Genomic DNA, 17,278 nt, shown 5'->3' on the forward strand with positions numbered 1-17,278 from the left:
TTGGCGCAGAATAGAGGGCATGTTGGCAACGCTGGCGCTGTTCGCAGCCCTACAGCAGGACGGCACTAGGTTGGAACTCTGGTACACAAAGCCTGCTGAGGCCTGGACGGAGGCTCTGCCGATCGGCGGCGGGCGCATCGGCGCGATGGTGTTCGGCGGGATCGAGGAGGAGCGGATCCAGTTCAACGAGGACACCCTCTGGTCTGGGCAGCCGCACAGCTATGCGCGAGAAGGAGCGGTCGAGCACTTGGCAGAGATCCGCAGGCTGCTCTGGGAAGGAAAGCAGCAGGAGGCTGACGAACTAGCCATGCGCGAGTTCATGAGCGATCCGATACGGCAGAAGGCGTATCAGAACTTCGGCGATCTCCGCATCAGTTTCCTGAATCACGCCGGGGCAACCGATTACGTTCGCAAGCTCGACCTTGACTCGGCACTTGCGACCGTCGAATACACGATTGACGGGGACAGGTTTAGCCGCGAAGCGTTCGCCAGCTATCGCGACGGCGTGATCGTCTACCGTCTAGAAGCGCACGGCGAAAAGCGTCTCAATTTCAGCGCGTGGCTCGTCGATGCTCATGAGGGAGAGAAGTCGATCAACAGCAAGAACGAGTTTATCGTGAAAGGCCGGGTCGAAGAAGGCGGCGTCCGATACGAGGCTCGCATGTCGGTTACGATTGAAGAGGGAACGATCTCGTCGAACGGCCTGACGATCACTGTTGAAGGCGCAAAGTCTGCGACTGTCCTGCTGGCACCGGCGACCAGCTTCGTGTCTCCTTGGAGCGTGAACGGCGATCCGAACACCCGCGCGATGGGTGCGCTCGTCCGAGCCCGCAGACGTGGATGGGAAGATCTGCGAAAACGGCACATCGAGGATCACCAGGGCCTGTTCCGAAGGATGTCTCTCGATCTCGGTCATATACCAGAGGCAGAGCGGCTTCCGACCGACGAGCGGCTCGTTCGCTTTGCCGAGGGCAAGCCCGACCCGGGCCTAGCGGTGTTGCTCGCGCAGTACGGCCGGTATCTCATGATCGCATCGAGCAGACCTGGGACGCAGCCTGCGAACCTCCAAGGAATCTGGAACGACTCGAACCGACCGCCGTGGGAGTCGAAGTACACGGTCAACATCAACACGGAGATGAACTACTGGGCGGTCGAGCGCGCGAACCTCAGCGAGTGCCACGATGCGCTGTTTGACGCATTGGAAGAGGTCGCCAGGAGCGGTGCGGAGGTAGCAAGGGAGCACTACGGAGCGCGAGGCTGGGTGCTGCACCACAACTTCGACATATGGCGCGGAGCTGCGCCGATCAACGCCGCGAACCACGGCATCTGGCAGACCGGCGGCGCGTGGCTCAGCCAGCACTTCTGGTGGCGGTGGCTGTACAGCCAGGACAGGACGTTCCTGAAGGAGCGCGCATATCCGATCATGAAGGGCGCGAGCCTGTTCTTCCTCGATGCGCTGACCGAGCATCCGGTAACGGGAGAGCTGGTCTCTGGCCCGTCGAACTCGCCTGAGATCGGAGGGCTCGTGATGGGACCGACGATGGACCATAACATCATCCGCCACCTGCTCAGATCGACTGCCGACGCGGCATCAGAACTCGGGATTGATGAGGATTTACAAGAAGAGTTGCGCACCACCGCCGACCGCATTGCGAAGAACAAAATCGGACAGTACGGACAGCTACAGGAGTGGCTCGAAGACAAGGACGACCCGAACAACAAGCACCGGCACGTCTCGCACCTCTGGGGGCTGCACCCCGGCGAAGAGATCACCGTGACGAAGACACCGGAGCTGTTCAAAGCTGCGCAGAAGTCGCTCGAAATGCGCGGCGACGGAGGCACCGGATGGTCGATGGGCTGGAAGATCAACTTCTGGGCGCGCTTGCGCGACGGCGACCACGCGCACCTGATGTTGCGAAACCAGCTGAAACCCGTGGGAGGCGGAGGAGGCGGGACTTATCCGAATATGTTCGACGCGCACCCGCCGTTCCAGATCGACGGTAACTTCGGCGCTCTCTCCGGCATCCTAGAGATGATCATCCAGGACCACGACGGAGCGATCGAGATTCTACCGGCTCTACCGAGGGCGTGGCCGAGCGGGTCTTTGAAGGGCGTCAGAGCTAGGGGTGCAGTGGAACTGGACATTTCGTGGAAGGATGGCGAAATGACGGAAGTAGTGGTGCGCGGCGAGCCAGACACGACGGTCACAATTCGCTACCGAGGAAACGACCAGGAAGTTACAGTCGGGCCGGGGGGTACGTCTGTTTCATGGTAGGTCGCACTCATACCTGCGTGTACCCGGTTCTTGCGTGGTTTAGGTGCTGTTGGGCATCAACGACCTGTGCTGTAACCGCGCCGTTCAAGCCGCCATCACTGTCGAACTGATCCTAAATATCATGAGGAGGCCGTGGGGAAGAAAGAGCACGATACCGTTGAGTTTATCGGGGCCTGGTCATCTTTAGACGCACCCCGAGAGAGCCCACCGTGAAAGGCACCGGCGGGTCGAGCTTGTCGATCTGGACCTCAAGAGAGAGCAGGGAAGGGAACCGCTGAAAGGCTTCGTCGCAGACCGCTCTTGCCAGCCTCTCCAGCGTTCTATAGCTGCCTGAATCGCTGACTTCGACGATCAGGGAGGCCAGCTCGCCGTAGTCGACCGTATCGCCGACATCGTCGGTCTCGTCCGCAGAGCCGTCGACCTCGGCACAGACGTCGATCTTGAGCCTACAGCCATGAGCGCGTTCGTCTTGGGTCACCCCGTGGTGGCCTGTGATCTCCAGCCCGCTGACGAGAACCTCGTACACGGGCAGATTTTGACACGTCCATATACCTTCAGCGGTCCGACTCTGTGCTATAATGCAAGTACAAATAGCTGGCGGAACTTTTGCGAGGGCGCCTACAGGGCGGCCTTTTTTATTGGTTCCGTGGGCGGGTGAACATGGACATCCTGCAGCACTTGAAACAGGTATCTACCGAGAGAGGTATTCCTTTGGAGGAGTTGGGCTACGAGCTTGAGCTTGCGTTGGCTGTTGCTTACAAGAAGTTCAAAGGCACGGCTGGCGAAGTGACCGTCCGGCTGGACTCCTCCGTCAAGAGCGGCGCAGTGATCGATAAGGAGATCGTCGGCGAAGTCCTAGAGCCGGCAACGCAGATCAGTCTGGACGTCGCGATGAAACGAGGCGAGGACGTTCAGATCGGTGATTTTCTTGCTGTCGAAATCGACCCGAACACGTTTGGTCGCATCGCCGCGCAGACGTTCAAGCAGGTCCTTGCGCAGAAGCTTCGTGAGGTAGAGCTGCGGCAAATTCACGATCAGTTCAGTGAGAGGGTCGGTGAAATCGTTAGCGGAATCATCAGCAGGCACGAGGAGTCGAGCATTTTGGTCCAGGTAGATCGGCACGAGGTGCGGCTGCCTCGGCGCGAGCAGGTCGGTACGGACGACTACCGCCAGCAGGTGCGACTGTGCGTTTACGTCTTGAAAATCGAAGAGACCAACAGAGGTTTTGAAGTAATCGTCAGTCGTAGCCATCCGAATCTATTGCGCAAACTGCTCGAGCGCGAGGTTCCGGAGATCGCGGATGGCATCGTCGAGATCAAGGCCATTGCGCGTGAGCCGGGCATGCGGTGCAAGGTAGCCGTCATCAGTCACGATGAGCGGATCGACGCCGTCGGGTCGTGCGTAGGCCCGCGCGGATCTCGAATCCAAGTGATCATGGATGAGCTACGGCCGGAGAAGATCGATGTCGTTCCCTGGAGCGATGACTCGAGAACGTTCATTACCAGCGCGCTCAGCCCGGCCAAGGTCAATCTTCTGGTGTTGAACGAGGAAGAGCGCAGTGCGTACGCAGTCGTGCCGGACAACCAGCTGTCGCTGGCCATCGGGCGAGGCGGGCAGAACGTCCGGCTGGCAGCGCGCATGACGGACTGGAAAATCGACATTCGCAGCGAGGAGCAGGCGTCCGCCGAGGGCGGTCCGCCAAAGCCGACCCCGGCCAAGGCCGTCGCTGACGTTCAGCCGCCAAAGCCAGATGCTGAAGACGTTCCGAAGGAGGATGGCGCAACAGAAGTTGCCGCTACTGAGGACTTGTCTCAGGCTGACAAGCCGGAACCGGAACAGGAGGCGACGACCGCCGAGTGATTGCCGTAGCCCATGAAAGCTGTGGCGCGATCGGCAGGCTCCTTGGCGCGGCGAGGTCTGGCCGGATCGCAATGCGGAGGTTGAACTGATGCCAGTGCAAGTCAGCGTTCCAGAGCTTGCTGATGAGCTCAAAGTTGTCCCAGGGCAAGTTGAGGCGGTTCTGCAGGATTTCGGCGTTGCCTCGGAGCACGGGGTCTTAGACATCGATGACGACGCGCTTGAGATGTTGCGTCAGGCGATCACAGAGGCTGCGGGCGCGAAGCAGATCAGGCTGCTGCCCGGGCGCACGCCCAGAGAGATCGCTACGGCGATCGGTGTTGCCGACAACGACGTCCTGAAAGCGCTCATGACGAAGCTCAAGGTTATGGCGACTCTGACGACTACGTTGGAAAACGACGTTAGCGAAAAGCTGGCGAAACAGTTCGGCTACGACGTTTTATGGGGTGAGGCGGCACCGGCCCCGGCCGCCGTCGAAGAGCCGGTATCGCCCAGCAAAGGCGTCATTCGCCCGCCGGTCGTCACGATTCTAGGCCATGTCGACCACGGCAAGACGTCGTTGCTTGACTTCATCAGGAAGACCAACGTAGTCGACAAGGAGCACGGCGGCATCACGCAGCACATCGGTGCCTACCAAGTCGAGTTGAAGGGCGGGACGATAACTTTCCTCGATACCCCGGGCCACGCAGCGTTCACAGCGATGAGGGCAAGGGGCGCGGCGGTCACGGACATCGCGATTCTAGTGATCGCAGCGGACGACGGGATCATGCCTCAAACGATCGAGGCTATCAGCCACGTGAAGAGCGCTGACGTGCCGATCATCGTCGCGATCAACAAGTGCGACCGCCCGGAAGCCAATCCGGACCGGGTCATGCAGCAGTTGACGGAGCACGAGCTGATTCCGGAGGCGTACGGCGGACAGGTAATAACCGCCAACGTTTCTGCGATGACCGGCGACGGGATCGACCATCTCCTTGAGATGATTCTGTTGCAAGCTGAGGTACTCGAGCTAAAGGCCGAGCCGAAGGGCGAATTGGCGGGCGTTGTGATCGAAGCGCAGCTTGACAAGGGACGAGGCCCTGTCGCAACGGTCCTGATCCAGAACGGCACGCTTCGGCGGGGGGACATCATTGTGCTAGGCGATTCGACGGGCAAGGTGCGAGCGATGACGGATCACCAAGGAGTTCAGATTAAAGAGGCGCTGCCTGCCATGCCGGTCGAGGTCTTGGGTCTCGACAGGGTGCCGAAGCCCGGCGACAAGCTGGAGCAGATGCAGACCGAGAAGGCCGGTCGCGCGATCGCCAAACAGAGATTGCACGTCCAGCAGGTTGCGGCGAACGTCGGCCCGGTGCGAAAGGTCTCCTTGCGAGACATCGCGAACCTCGGCAAACCGACCGAGATCACAAGTCTACGGCTGATCGTCAAGAGCGACGTCCAGGGTTCTGTCGAAGCGGTCAAGGGCGTGCTGGACAAGCTCAATCAAGATGAAGTCGATGTGAAAATCCTCCACTCAGGCGTTGGGTCGATCACAGAAAACGACATCCTGCTGGCGGGTGCGTCCGGCGCGATCTGTGTTGGCTTTAACGTGAAACCCGTACCAAAGGCGAAGTCTGAAGCGGAGAGGCAGCACGTCGAGATTAGAACGTACAAAATCATCTACGAGCTTGTAGAAGACATCGAAGCGGCCATGAAAGGGCTGCTCAAGCCGAAGTTCGAGGATCAGTACATCGGCACGGTTGAGATTCGCGCCGTCTACAAATTGACGAAGGCCGGCGTCGTTGCGGGCTGCCATGTGACTGACGGGAAGGTCATTCGAGGCGCGATTTGCAAGGTGACGCGAGGCGACGAGACGGTCCACAAAGGAACCATCGAGTCGCTGCGCAACGTGAAGCAGGACGCGAAGGAGATGGTTGCCGGCCAGGATTGCGGAGTGCGCTTCGTCGACTGGGCCGATTTCAAACAGGGCGACGTCATCGAAGCGTTCGAGCGTGTTCAGGTTGGGTAACGGCGGCCATCGCCTGGCTGTTCAACGAGAGGAAAGTAAAGAGCCGCGTTGCAATTTGCAACGCGGCTCTTTTCTTGGCGACTTGATTTGCGCCGTTACTTGATCTCGACGGTAGCGCCGACCTCTTCGACCTGCTTCTTGATGTCTTCGGCTTCGTCCTTGCCGACGTTCTCCTTGATCGTGTTCGGCGTTCCGTCCACCAGCTCTTTGGCCTCTTTCAAGCCGAGCCCGGTGATTGCGCGGACGACCTTGATGACCTGGAGCTTTTGGCCTCCAATCTCTGTGATGCGGACTTCGAATTCCGTCTGCTCTTCGGCTGCGGCTTCTCCAGTCGCACTCGGCATCATCATCGGCATGCCTGCCATGGGCGCCGCGGCGGTTACGTCGAACTTATCTTCGAGCGCCTTCTTCAAGTCGCTCAATTCGAGCCCGTTCAGTTTGCTGATGTCGTCTACGATTTTGTCAATGGTTATCGCCATGATATTTTATTCCTGTGTTTCCTCGTCGCTTGGTTCTTCGGTCTTCGATTCAGGCTGTCCTTCCGTTTCCGCAGCAGCCGGGGTGTCCGGCTCGGCGTCTGACGTAGTCGCCTCTGTTTCTGCTGAAGGTTCTGTGCTCTCCGTGTCGGCGTCCGACGCAGTGCCCTCTGCTTCTACGGAAGGCTCTGCGCTCTCCGGCTCGGCGTCTGACGCCGTCGTCTCTGCTTCCGGTGAAGGCTCTGCGCTTTCTGTGGTCGAATCGCCGCTGGTGTCGGCACCGCCGTCTTCTGTCGGCTCGCTCTTGCTCGTAGATTCTACGCCGTCGCCCAGCTTGTCGGCAATCGCGGCTATAGCAAAAATCGGCCCGCTGTAGATCGCCTCGATAGTGCTCGCGATGTTGCTCATCGGTGCGGCGATCACGCCAATCAGCTGAGACAGCAGCATGTCTTTGGGAGGCAGCTTCGACAGTTGCTCGACAACTTCAGCGCTGTACGCCGTTCCATCGACGTAACCGCCTTTGACGACCAGAGCTTTGTGCGTTTTGGCGAAATCGAACAGCGCCTTGGCGACGGCGGCCTCGTCGTCGAATATGAACGCGACCGCTGTCGGGCCTGTGCTCATGCCGTCAGGAAAGCTCTCGAACACATCCCCGGTCGCAAGTTTGAAGAGCGTGTTCTTGACGACGGAGAACTCTGCCCCCGCCGCACGCAGATCGCGCCTCAGCTGTTGCATCTGCGGAACAGATAGGCCGCGAAACTCCGTGAAGAACACGCCCGATGCGCGCTCAAATCGCTCCTTGAGATTCTTGACCTGCTTGATCTTTTCTGCTGTTGGCATCTTCCGACCTGTCGTCCAATACAAAAGGCTCCCGCGCTATGTGTCGCAGGAGCCCATACATGCCAGCCTCGGTTCGACCGAGGGTCGGCTCGATATGATTGCTGTCCCACTCCACCTCGACCGGCTGCGTTTAAGACCTTGCGGCCACCGGTTGTCTGCGGCGAGCGAGGGTGATTTTAGCACACATTTTCTGCCGTATGGCTGGTGGGCCCAGTTCAACCTGCCGATGATCAGGTTGTGGGCGTGGTTCAGAAAGAGAAGAAAATGGTGGCGCGAGCCGTTGTTTCACCGTCAATCACGGGGGTGGGCACGCGCGTTTCGCACGAGTATATCGAGAGCCGCCTGGCAAGGAACAGCGCCATTTGGGCCGAGAGAGGGAGCTGGCTGCTAGGGTTCTACTTTGGCGTTGGCGACGACCGACTGTGGGTTCCTCGCCGCCGCAAGGGTGGAGAGCCTGATCCTGAAGCCAGGATCATCAACTTCAGCCACCAGTGCGGCCGACAACCAGCCCAAATCTTGATGCTGGTCTACTTGATCTCAGCGATTACAGTCGTAGTCCTCGGCGCGATCGCCGCTGGCTACCGCTGGTAGCGCTACATGATCACGGGACGATCACCCACACGGTCTGGTCGAAGCTGATCAGCCACGGGAAGAAGAGCACGATCCCAGCCTCCTTGTAACTGACCTTGGCCTTCATATTCTTCGTGCCCGCCTCGATGAACCGGCCCGGATCGACCGTGATGCGCACCTCGACGATCGAGTCCGCCAACGTAGCAATCATGAAGTCGACCTCTTCCCACGAACTGGTGTCGTAGTTCCACAGCTCGATCCACTGTCCGATGTTGTTGATCTCGGCGTGGGCCTCCACTCTGATGCGAAGCTCGGAAGGCGTCTCGGTCGGAGAAGTGCCAGTGACGATGAGCTGCACCTGCCGCTCAGCCTGGTTCAGCGTGATCCCCGGCAGCACCGTCATCCAGCTGTCGTCGCTCGCGAGCAGGTCGCTCAGCCCGCCGCCGGTCAGCACCCCGCGGAACAGCGAGAAGCTGTCTGGCACGACAGTCTCCTCTGGCCCAATAGCGGAGATGTTGTCAGCGTGCTGGAAGATATCGGCTGGCCCGAACCCCGCGCGCACGATCCGCACGCCGACCGTGAACACGCCGGTCGAGGCAGGCGTGAAGATCACAGTCAGGTTTCCGTAGTTCTCTGTTCCAGGGCCTGTCGGGCCGGAATCGGCAGTGGCAAGCGCCGTACCGTCCACGATGATGGAGAAAAGGCCTCCTTCCGAGTTGGTCCCCCCCTCGGTACGCGAAGAGGCCCAGTCAAACGAGAGGACGTACTCCTCATCGACGATCATGTTGAGCTCCTGCGTCATCTCGATCCCTTCTGCGCCACGACGGCCCTCGATCCGACCCACATCGAAGCGCGCCGCGAGAGATTCCGAGCCAGGGCCGCTGAAATCCATGTCGAACAACGTGACATCTTGAACCCCGGTTATTGCGTTTGACGAGGTTAGTACGATGGTCCACGGCTGCAAGCTGCCTGTCTCAAAGTCCCCGTTCGTAAACATGTTCTGCGCGGATACGATGCCGGAGACCAGCACGACCGCCATAATTGCAAGAATCTTTTTCATTTAGCAATCCTCTCAAGATATAGCTATAAATTCGGCCGCAAGTGCGACTGAAGCATGAGGTTACTCCAAACGTTGCCCAAGAAGAGCAATTCATTCGCAAGCCCGCTAAATCTACCGGGTAGGTCTCCTACGGCCCAAGGGTCTTCGGCGCGACCGTTAACGACGTTCACATCTCGCCCGTCAACTGCATGGCCGATGCGCCGAACGGGTGGCCAGGCTAACATTGAAAGCCCCGAGCGAACTGCTCGCTCGGGGTTTTCGTCGCCTGTCGTCTACGGAATGATCACCCACACGGTCTGATCGAAGCTGATCAGCCACGGGAAGAAGAGCACAATCCCAGCTTCTTTGTAGCTGATTTTCGCTTTCATCTGTTTCGTGCCCGCCTCGATGAACCGGCCCGGATCGACCGTGATGCTCACCTCGACTATCGAGTCCGCCAACGTAGCGATCATGAAGTCGACCTCTTCCCACGAACTGGTGTCGTAGTTCCACAGCTCGATCCACTGTCCGATGTTGTTGATCTCGGCGTGGGCCTCGACTCTGATCCGAAGCTCGCTCGGCGTCTCGGTGGGAGCGGTGCCGACGACGATGAGTTGCACCTGGCGCTCCGCCTGGTTCAGCGTGATCCCCGGCCTAACCCGCAGCCAGCTGTCGTCGCTGGCGAGCAGGTCGCTCAGACCGCCGCCGGTCAGAATCCCGCGGAACAGCGAGAAGCTGTCGGGCAGCACGACATCTGAAACTTGCGAGTACTTTATCGTAACAAAGTCCTCGCCTGTGCCGGAGCCGTTTGAGTCACCAGTTACGAACACGTTGCCTTGGCTATCCACCGCTATCGCGCGGGATATATCTGTGCGGTTTCCCGGGCCGTTATAACGCATCTCCGATACAAGGTTTCCGTCTGCGTCATACGCCAAGGTCGCATAGTCGATGCCGGTGCCAATGCCTTCCGAATCGCCAGTCACATACACGTTGCCAGCGCCATCCACCGCCATCCTACGGGCCGTATCATCGCCGCTAGCCGGACCGTCGTAGCTCTTCGACCAAAGGAGCGTGCCAAGGCTGTCATATTTCAAGGTCGCGTAGTCTCGACCTGCGCCGGAAGTCGTCACAAAGCCTGTAACAAACACGAAGCCGTCGCTGTCAGTCGCGATTGCCGTAGCTTCATCAACTCCAACCCCGCCGTCGAAGCTCCTTTCCCAAAGGAGATTGCCATCGCTGTCGTACTTGATAGTTAAGTAGTTGCGCCCCCCCCCCCAACCGGCGACATACAGATCTCCTGAGTTGTCTACAGTCATAGAACTGGGCCAGCCATAGGTGTCATAGCGTCTCACCCAGAGTTGGGTGCCGCTACTGCTGTATTTAACGATCAAATAGTCGAAGCCCGTGACACCGGTTACGTACACGTTCCCCTGGCTGTCCGCTGTGGCCGCAGCAGAATTAGTCTGGCTACCATCGCGATAGCGCCTTAACCAGAGCCTGGTGCCATCCGTATCGTACTTGATGGTCACCATCCATTTATCGCCAAGCTCCTCAGTGGTATGACCCGTGACGATCATGCTGCCGTCGTCAGCCAATACAAATCCCGTCGGTGTTGTTCCAAGATATGCTGGGGCATCGATTCGACTCCATAGCAAGTTTCCATTCGAGTCGTATTTAATCGTCAGAAACGCCCTGCTAGGGAAAAGAGGGCCTAGTGTAGAACCAGTGACATACACATTGTCAGCACCGTCAACTGCAATATACATTGGAACCTCAGGGCCGTAAAGAACTCCACTGAATTGGCGTTGCCACAACAAGTTGCCGTTCGTGTCGTACTTTTGTGTTAAATAGTTATGCTCGTCGTAAGCTAGATATGTAGATCCCGCCACATAGACGTTGCCGGCGCTGTCTGTTGTAACCACACGGGCGATATCTTGTCCAGCACCAGGTCCGTCATACCGAACCACCCACTCCTCCTGCAACTGGCCAAGCGCGACATTGGCAACGCAGATCGCGATGGCGATGCAGAACACCCTCTTCTTGTTGATAGATGCGGTACGCATGTATTTATCCTCTTTGGTACTGTTTGACCGTACCAAGCTCAAAGGCTACCACAACCTTTGTAGCATGGACTTGCTCGAAGTGCGAACTCCCCGTAAATTCACCGGGGTGATGCGTACCATCGCGACCGACCGCTCGCAGACCCGGCCCCGCCATCCCTCCTTCACACGCAGTGTGGAGGGTTAAGACGTCGCCCGAGGGTTTGTCCCCGCTGTGCCTTTCGGCTCGAGAGATGAGGATCCGCTACGGCAAGAGCACCCACACCGTCTGATCGAAGCTGATCAGCCACGGGTACGAGAGCACAATCCCAGCTTCTTTGTAGCTGACCTTGGCCTTCATCTCCTTCGTGCCCGCCTGGATGAACCGACCCGGAACTCCTGTCGTTAGACGGCAGCGGCTACTCTCTGGGGAAGCGGCAGACCCATAGCCTCGAGCCATTCGTTGAGCTTCTTGAGCCTTTTTGAATTGTCTGCGGGCAGAAGCAGCGGCCTGCCGCGGCAGTCGATGATTATCCCGACCGTGCCGCCTTCGAGCGTCGTTGCTATCGATTTGCCCTTGCCCTCTCCTATATCAAAACCTCTCGCCGGCGATACGGTGACTGTCATGGTCTCGCCGCGACCGAGAGGGATGACCAGGATTTGCCCGACGCGGACGTCGTGCTCTATGCCATCGCCGGAGATCGAGATGCACGGATCGCCCTCCTTGCCGCGTCCAACAGCGGAGATGCAATGACCTGCTTTGATGATGCAATCGAACTCGAAAACCTCGCGCGCCGCCTGATAGAAGTGCTCGCTCAGGACGCCGAGGTGCGGCATCATGAAAATCGAGTCAACCGTCAGCATCGTTATCCCCTCAGGTTCGTAGGCGTCCATCATCATCAGCGCTGACTGTGCCCTATCGGGAGCGTGCGAAAGCACCCCTCCCGAACCGATGATCATGTCCAACTCCATCATTTTGATCAACGTTTGACCCGTTCCCTTCTGCTCAAAGATTTCACCGATATCGCGCTGCTGTTGCATGCCCTTCAGACTTCGCGCAAGCGATTTGTGGTGGGCAAACGCGAGGCGGAGAGCCTGTCTTGCGACCGCGTGCTCGATCAGCAGGTCTTCGTACGTGTGAGGAATCGTCGTCGGGCGGATCATCTTGTTTCGGAGCCGGTTGCGAACTTCGTGCCGATCCATTTCAAACGGCAGCCAGCGCACGATGTCCTCGATCCCAGACTCCTTCAAGACGTTGCAGATCGAGTAGCTCAGCCCTAGGTTCGCCGAAACGGTGCGGTTATAAATTCTCTCATCACCATCTGCAGCAAGGAACACGGAGAACACGTCGGTCGTCGCTCCACCGATGTCGACGCCGATCACGTTTAGCTTCTCTTTGACCGCGTACTCGTTCAGGAGCTTGCCGACCGCGTTCGGCGTAGCCATGACCTCTTCGCTCGTCCACTCAAGAAGCTTTGAATACCCAGGGGCTTGCTGCATGACGTGCTCGAGGAACAGCTCGTGAATCTCGTCGCGCGCGGGCCCGAGGTTTTCGCGCTCGAGCGTCGGGCGAATGTTGGCGACAACCTTGGTTTCGATGTCGGAACCAAGGACCTCCACTACCGCATCGCTAGCCATGTTGTTGCCGGCGTATATCACGGGGAGCTTCATATCGCCAAACCTCGGCTTCGGATCGGCGCGCATGATGACCTCCGCCATATCGGTGAGGTGCGTGACCGTTCCGCCGTCGGTGCCCCCTGACATCAGGATAATATCAGGCCTGAGCCTGCGGAGAATGTCCACCTTCTGAAACTCTTCTCGGCCGTCGTCCACAGCGAGAGTGTCCATCAGAATCGCGCCAGCACCGAGAGCGGCCCGCTCGGCGGATTCGGCAGACATCGCCTTCACGACACCAGCGACCATCATCTGCAGCCCGCCACCGGCCGACGAAGTCGATACATAGAGATCTGATGCTTCGAGATCGTTTGACCTTGTCCCGGTCACCTCACCGTTTTTCAACAAGCGCCATACGCGTCCGTTGTCGATCAGCTTTCTGCGACCCTTTTCGAATCCTTCCGGCACCTGTTCGGCCGTGATCTCCTCCACCTCAGTAATAGCGTTGATTACGCCCAGCGTGACGTCTTCAAACGGCTTTTCCACGGTCGTCGGCGCCTCTCCCCTGGCCACGAGTCGATACTGGCCTTCGGGGTTGCGCTCGATCAAAATGGCCTTCGTCGTAGTTGAACCGCAGTCAGTGGCGACGATGCGCCTGATGTCGTCGGGCATATGCCGGATTATGGCCGATCCCGTAGCCGCTGGCAAACGGCAGCAGGGCGTTGGCGGCGCAGGCAAGATTCCTTGGTGATCAGTTTGCTATACTGCTACCTGACTCAGCCCTACACGGGCATGGAGCCACGATTTTGGCAGGGGTTACTTTCAAAGGCGTTACAAAGGTCTTCGGCAGCGGCGAAAAGGCCGTCCGCGCGGTGGACAATTTCGATCTCGAAATACGGGATCAGGAGTTCATGGTGCTCGTCGGTCCGTCCGGCTGCGGCAAGACGACGGCGCTGCGCATGATCGCCGGACTTGAGGAGGCCACGGAAGGGGATCTGTTCATCGCCGACAACAGGGTTAACGACGTGCCACCGAAGGATCGCGACATCGCGATGGTGTTTCAAAACTACGCCCTTTACCCGCACATGAGCGTTTACGACAACATCGCTTTTGGGCTGAGGCTTCGTGAGCTGAAAGGGTTTTTCTGGCAGCTGGCCAATCTGAAGGCCGCGCGCCAGGTCAAAAAGAACATCGATGACCGCGTGCACGATGTTGCAAAGATGCTCGACATTGACATGCTGATGCATCGCAGGCCGAAGGAGCTCTCAGGCGGGCAGCGTCAGCGAGTCGCGCTCGGGCGCGCGATCATCCGAAAGCCGAAGGTGTTCTTGATGGATGAGCCGCTTTCAAACCTTGACGCAAAGCTGCGCATCCAAACCCGGGCGGAGCTTGTCCGCTTGCACCGACAGCTGGGCATAACGACGATCTACGTGACGCACGATCAGGTTGAGGCGATGACGATGGGCCAGCGGATCGCCGTCATGAAGGACGGCGTGTTGCAGCAGTGTGGCGATCCGGAGAGCGTCTACAACACGCCGACCAACAAGTTCGTTGCAGGTTTCATCGGCGCGCCGCCAATGAACTTTCTCGACGGTACTGTTTCCAGCGGGAAACTCAGCCTTGGGACGCTGACTTTGGCTATTCCCAGCGGGCATCCAGCGGCTGAGATGGACGGAAAGAAGATCACCGTCGGTATTCGTCCCGAAGACGTTTACGATGCGGCCAACAACTGCCCGGTGCCGGTGACTGACGGCAACTCGTTTTCGGCCCAAGTTGACGTGCTCGAAAAGCTCGGCTCGGAGGACACGGCGTACCTGGTCGCCGACGGCACTCATATCACGGCTACGCTCGATCCTGGGACGCGGATCGAATCGGGGGTTACGGCCACGTTCGCAATAGACCTCGATCAGATTCATATCTTCGACGCCGAGACGGAAGAAGCGATCCGGTAGACGGTCGGCTCAGGGTTTATGCCAGGAACCGACCGGAAACCGCGACGACTGACGACGATGGCCTTGACCGGCGATAATTCAGTGCCCAGCAAAATTAACGGGTTTTGTGGATAAATCGCTCTTCATGACCGGCGATGGAAGTACCCTGGTAGCTAGGCCGCAATTTCGGCCGAATTTATAGTTATATCTTGGAGGGTTGCTATATGAGAAAGATTCTTGTACTTATAGCGGTCGTGCTGGTTTCTGGCATCGTATCCGCTCAGAACATGTTTACGAACGGGGACTTTGAGACAGGCAGCTTGGCGCCTTGGACTATCACGGCCACATCGTCGAATGGGATGACAGAAGAGCAAGGAGTCGTGTTGTTCGACATTGATTTCGCCGATCCTCTTCCGGAGTCGCTCGGTGCGCGTTTCGAGGTTGGTCAGGTTGAGGCGCAGCGCGGATTCTTTGAAGGGATCGAGATGACGCAGGACCTCAACTTGACCGCCGGGCTGGAGTACGCCTTCTACTTTGACTGGGCCGCATCGTATACCGGGGGCGGAAACTTCGGTGACTGCGGCTTTTTCGACCTCATAGTAGACGGTGTCGTTCTAGACAGCGGAGTGGCTGGCAACTGCGGCCCTGCTTTCCCCACTTCGTTCGGCAGCCTGAGCGCAAACTTCACACCGACTACGACCGGCGTGCACACGGTTGGGGTGCGGATCACGAGGAACGGGGAAACGGGTTTCGCTGAAATCTACCAGCACATCGACAACGCGTCCGCAATAGGGCCAGAGGAAACCGTCGTGCCGGACAGCTTCACGCTGTTCCGCGGGGTTCTGACGGGCGGCGGGCTGAGCGACCTGCTCGCCAGCGACGACAGCTGGATGACGGTGCTGCCGGGGATCACGCTGAACCAGGCTGAGCGCCAGGTGCAGCTCGTTATTGAGGGCACGTCTCCGACCGAGACGCCTTCCGAGCTTCGGATCAGAGTGGAGGCGCACGCCGAGATCAACAACATCGGACAGTGGATCGAGCTGTGGAACTACGACACGAACTCTTACGAGCAGGTCGACTTCATGATCGCTACGACGGTGGATTCGATCGTCGAGGTGAGCATCACCGTCGATCCGGGCCGCTTCATCCAGGCGGGAACGAAGAAGATGAGGGCCAAAGTCAGCTACAAAGAAGCTGGGATTGTGCTCTTCTTCCCGTGGCTGATCAGCTTCGACCAGACCGTGTGGGTGATCGTTCCGTAGACGGTTGACGACGAAAGCCCCGAGCGAGCAGTTCGCTCGGGGCTTTCAATGTTAGCCTGGCCGTCCCTTCGACGCATCGGCCGTGCAGTTGACGGGCGAGCTGGGAACGTCGATAACGGTCGCGCCGAAGGCCCTTGGGCCGCAAGAGACCTGCCCGGTAGATTTATCGGGCTTGCGGATGAACCGCTCTTCTTGGGCCGCGTTTCGAGTAACATATTGCTTCAGTCGCGCTTGCGGCCGAATTTATAGCTATATCTTGGAGAATTGCTAAATGAAAAAGATTCTTGTAGTTATGGCGGTGGTGCTGGTCTCCGGCATCGTATCCGCCCAGAACATGTTTACGAACGGGGACTTTGAGACAGGCAGCTTGGCGCCTTGGACTATCACGCCCACGTCGTCGAATGGGATGAGCGAAGAGGAAGGCGTCGTGCTGTTCGACATTGATTTCGCCGATCCTCTTCCAGAGTCGCTCGGTGCGTATTTCGAGGTTGGCCAGGTTGAGGCGGCGCGCGGCCAATTCGAAGGGATCGAGTTCACTCAGGATCTCAACTTGACCGCCGGGCTGGAGTACGCCTTCTACTTTGACTTTGCCGCATCGTACACCGGGGGCGGAAACGTGCCTGACTGCGGCTTTTTCGACCTCATAGTAGACGGCGCCGTTCTAGACAGCGGAGCGGCTGGCACCTGCGGCCCTCTTTTTCCCACCTCGTTCGGCAGCCTGAGTGCGAACTTCACACCGACTACGACTGGCGTGCACACGGTCGGTGTGCGGATCACGAGGCTCGGGACAACGACTACCGCCGAGATCTACCAGCACATCGACAACGCGTCCGCAATTGGGCCGGAGGAGACCGTCGTGCCGGACAGCTTCACGCTGTTCCGCGGGGTTCTGACCGGCGGCGGGCTGAGCGATCTGCTCGCCAGCGACGACAGCTGGATGACGGTGCTGCCGGGGATCACGCTGAACCAGGCTGAGCGACAGGTGCAGCTGATCATTGAGGGCACTTCTCCGACTGAGACGCCTTCCGAGCTTCGGATCAGAGTAGAGGCCCACGCCGAGATCAACAACATCGGGCAGTGGATCGAGCTGTGGAACTACGACACTAACTCGTATGAACAGGTCGACTTCATGATCGCTACGACTGTGGACTCGATAGTCGAGGTGAGCATCACGGTCGATCCGGGCCGGTTCATCGAGGCGGGCACGAAGGAGATGAAAGCCAAGGTCAGCTACAAAGAAGCTGGGATTGTGCTCTTCTTCCCCTGGCTGATCAGCTTCGATGAGACCGTTTGGGTGATCGTTCCGTAGACGGCTAGCGACGAAAGCCCCGAGCGAGCAGTTCGCTCGGGGCTTTTTACGTTTGGCTTGC

General features: G+C 58.6%; 13 protein-coding genes. 7 read left to right on the forward strand and 6 right to left on the reverse strand.

The window, feature by feature from the left end; all coding sequences use genetic code 11:
* The first annotated feature begins 19 nt into the window (after positions 1 to 19).
* The gene (locus IH944_00375; protein MCH7903002.1) at positions 20 to 2,275 is read left to right on the forward strand and encodes a glycoside hydrolase N-terminal domain-containing protein; all 2,256 of its coding nucleotides are present in this window, start codon (positions 20 to 22) and stop codon (positions 2,273 to 2,275) included.
* Positions 2,276 to 2,438: 163 nt separating this feature from the next.
* Here IH944_00375 and folB read toward each other — a convergent pair whose 3' ends face one another.
* Complete coding sequence (gene folB / locus IH944_00380; protein MCH7903003.1) at positions 2,439 to 2,801, reverse strand: dihydroneopterin aldolase; 363 nt, start codon at positions 2,799 to 2,801, stop codon at positions 2,439 to 2,441.
* A 152-nt stretch (positions 2,802 to 2,953) separates the two neighbouring features.
* On the opposite strand from folB, the gene nusA reads away from it, so the two are divergent.
* Positions 2,954 to 4,135, forward strand: coding sequence for a transcription termination/antitermination protein NusA (gene nusA, locus IH944_00385; GenBank protein MCH7903004.1), 1,182 nt, complete (start codon positions 2,954 to 2,956; stop codon positions 4,133 to 4,135).
* Positions 4,136 to 4,223: 88 nt separating this feature from the next.
* Positions 4,224 to 6,137, forward strand: a complete 1,914-nt coding sequence (gene infB / locus IH944_00390; GenBank protein ID MCH7903005.1) for a translation initiation factor IF-2 — start codon at positions 4,224 to 4,226, stop codon at positions 6,135 to 6,137.
* A gap of 95 nt (positions 6,138 to 6,232) precedes the next feature.
* Here the strand turns inward: infB and rplL are convergent, their stop codons facing one another.
* On the reverse strand, positions 6,233 to 6,616 hold the full coding sequence (gene rplL / locus IH944_00395) for a 50S ribosomal protein L7/L12 (protein ID MCH7903006.1): 384 nt from the start codon (positions 6,614 to 6,616) through the stop codon (positions 6,233 to 6,235).
* Between the two features lie 6 nt (positions 6,617 to 6,622).
* Positions 6,623 to 7,453 carry a 50S ribosomal protein L10 gene (rplJ, locus tag IH944_00400; protein MCH7903007.1) on the reverse strand — a complete coding sequence of 277 codons (831 nt, stop codon included), beginning with the start codon at positions 7,451 to 7,453 and terminating at the stop codon, positions 6,623 to 6,625.
* Between the two features lie 243 nt (positions 7,454 to 7,696).
* On the opposite strand from rplJ, the gene IH944_00405 reads away from it, so the two are divergent.
* Positions 7,697 to 8,044 carry a hypothetical protein gene (locus IH944_00405; protein MCH7903008.1) on the forward strand — a complete coding sequence of 116 codons (348 nt, stop codon included), beginning with the start codon at positions 7,697 to 7,699 and terminating at the stop codon, positions 8,042 to 8,044.
* Positions 8,045 to 8,054: 10 nt separating this feature from the next.
* Here IH944_00405 and IH944_00410 read toward each other — a convergent pair whose 3' ends face one another.
* The 3 genes from IH944_00410 to IH944_00420 form a co-directional block, all read right to left on the reverse strand.
* Positions 8,055 to 9,083, reverse strand: coding sequence for a hypothetical protein (locus tag IH944_00410; protein ID MCH7903009.1), 1,029 nt, complete (start codon positions 9,081 to 9,083; stop codon positions 8,055 to 8,057).
* A 272-nt stretch (positions 9,084 to 9,355) separates the two neighbouring features.
* On the reverse strand, positions 9,356 to 11,125 hold the full coding sequence (locus IH944_00415; GenBank protein MCH7903010.1) for an SBBP repeat-containing protein: 1,770 nt from the start codon (positions 11,123 to 11,125) through the stop codon (positions 9,356 to 9,358).
* A 381-nt stretch (positions 11,126 to 11,506) separates the two neighbouring features.
* The gene (locus tag IH944_00420; GenBank protein MCH7903011.1) at positions 11,507 to 13,387 is read right to left on the reverse strand and encodes a glutamate mutase L; all 1,881 of its coding nucleotides are present in this window, start codon (positions 13,385 to 13,387) and stop codon (positions 11,507 to 11,509) included.
* 134 nt (positions 13,388 to 13,521) lie between these two features.
* Here IH944_00420 and IH944_00425 point away from each other — a divergent pair, with 134 nt between their 5' ends.
* The 3 genes from IH944_00425 (at position 13,522) to IH944_00435 (ending at position 17,217) form a co-directional block, all read left to right on the forward strand.
* Positions 13,522 to 14,667 carry an ABC transporter ATP-binding protein gene (locus tag IH944_00425; protein MCH7903012.1) on the forward strand — a complete coding sequence of 382 codons (1,146 nt, stop codon included), beginning with the start codon at positions 13,522 to 13,524 and terminating at the stop codon, positions 14,665 to 14,667.
* Positions 14,668 to 14,870: 203 nt separating this feature from the next.
* Positions 14,871 to 15,908, forward strand: a complete 1,038-nt coding sequence (locus IH944_00430; protein ID MCH7903013.1) for a hypothetical protein — start codon at positions 14,871 to 14,873, stop codon at positions 15,906 to 15,908.
* A 271-nt stretch (positions 15,909 to 16,179) separates the two neighbouring features.
* On the forward strand, positions 16,180 to 17,217 hold the full coding sequence (locus IH944_00435; GenBank protein MCH7903014.1) for a hypothetical protein: 1,038 nt from the start codon (positions 16,180 to 16,182) through the stop codon (positions 17,215 to 17,217).
* Positions 17,218 to 17,278: the final 61 nt, after the last annotated feature.

The organism is Armatimonadota bacterium (genome assembly GCA_022563855.1).
Classification (GTDB): domain Bacteria; phylum Armatimonadota; class Fimbriimonadia; order Fimbriimonadales; family Fimbriimonadaceae; genus JADFMN01.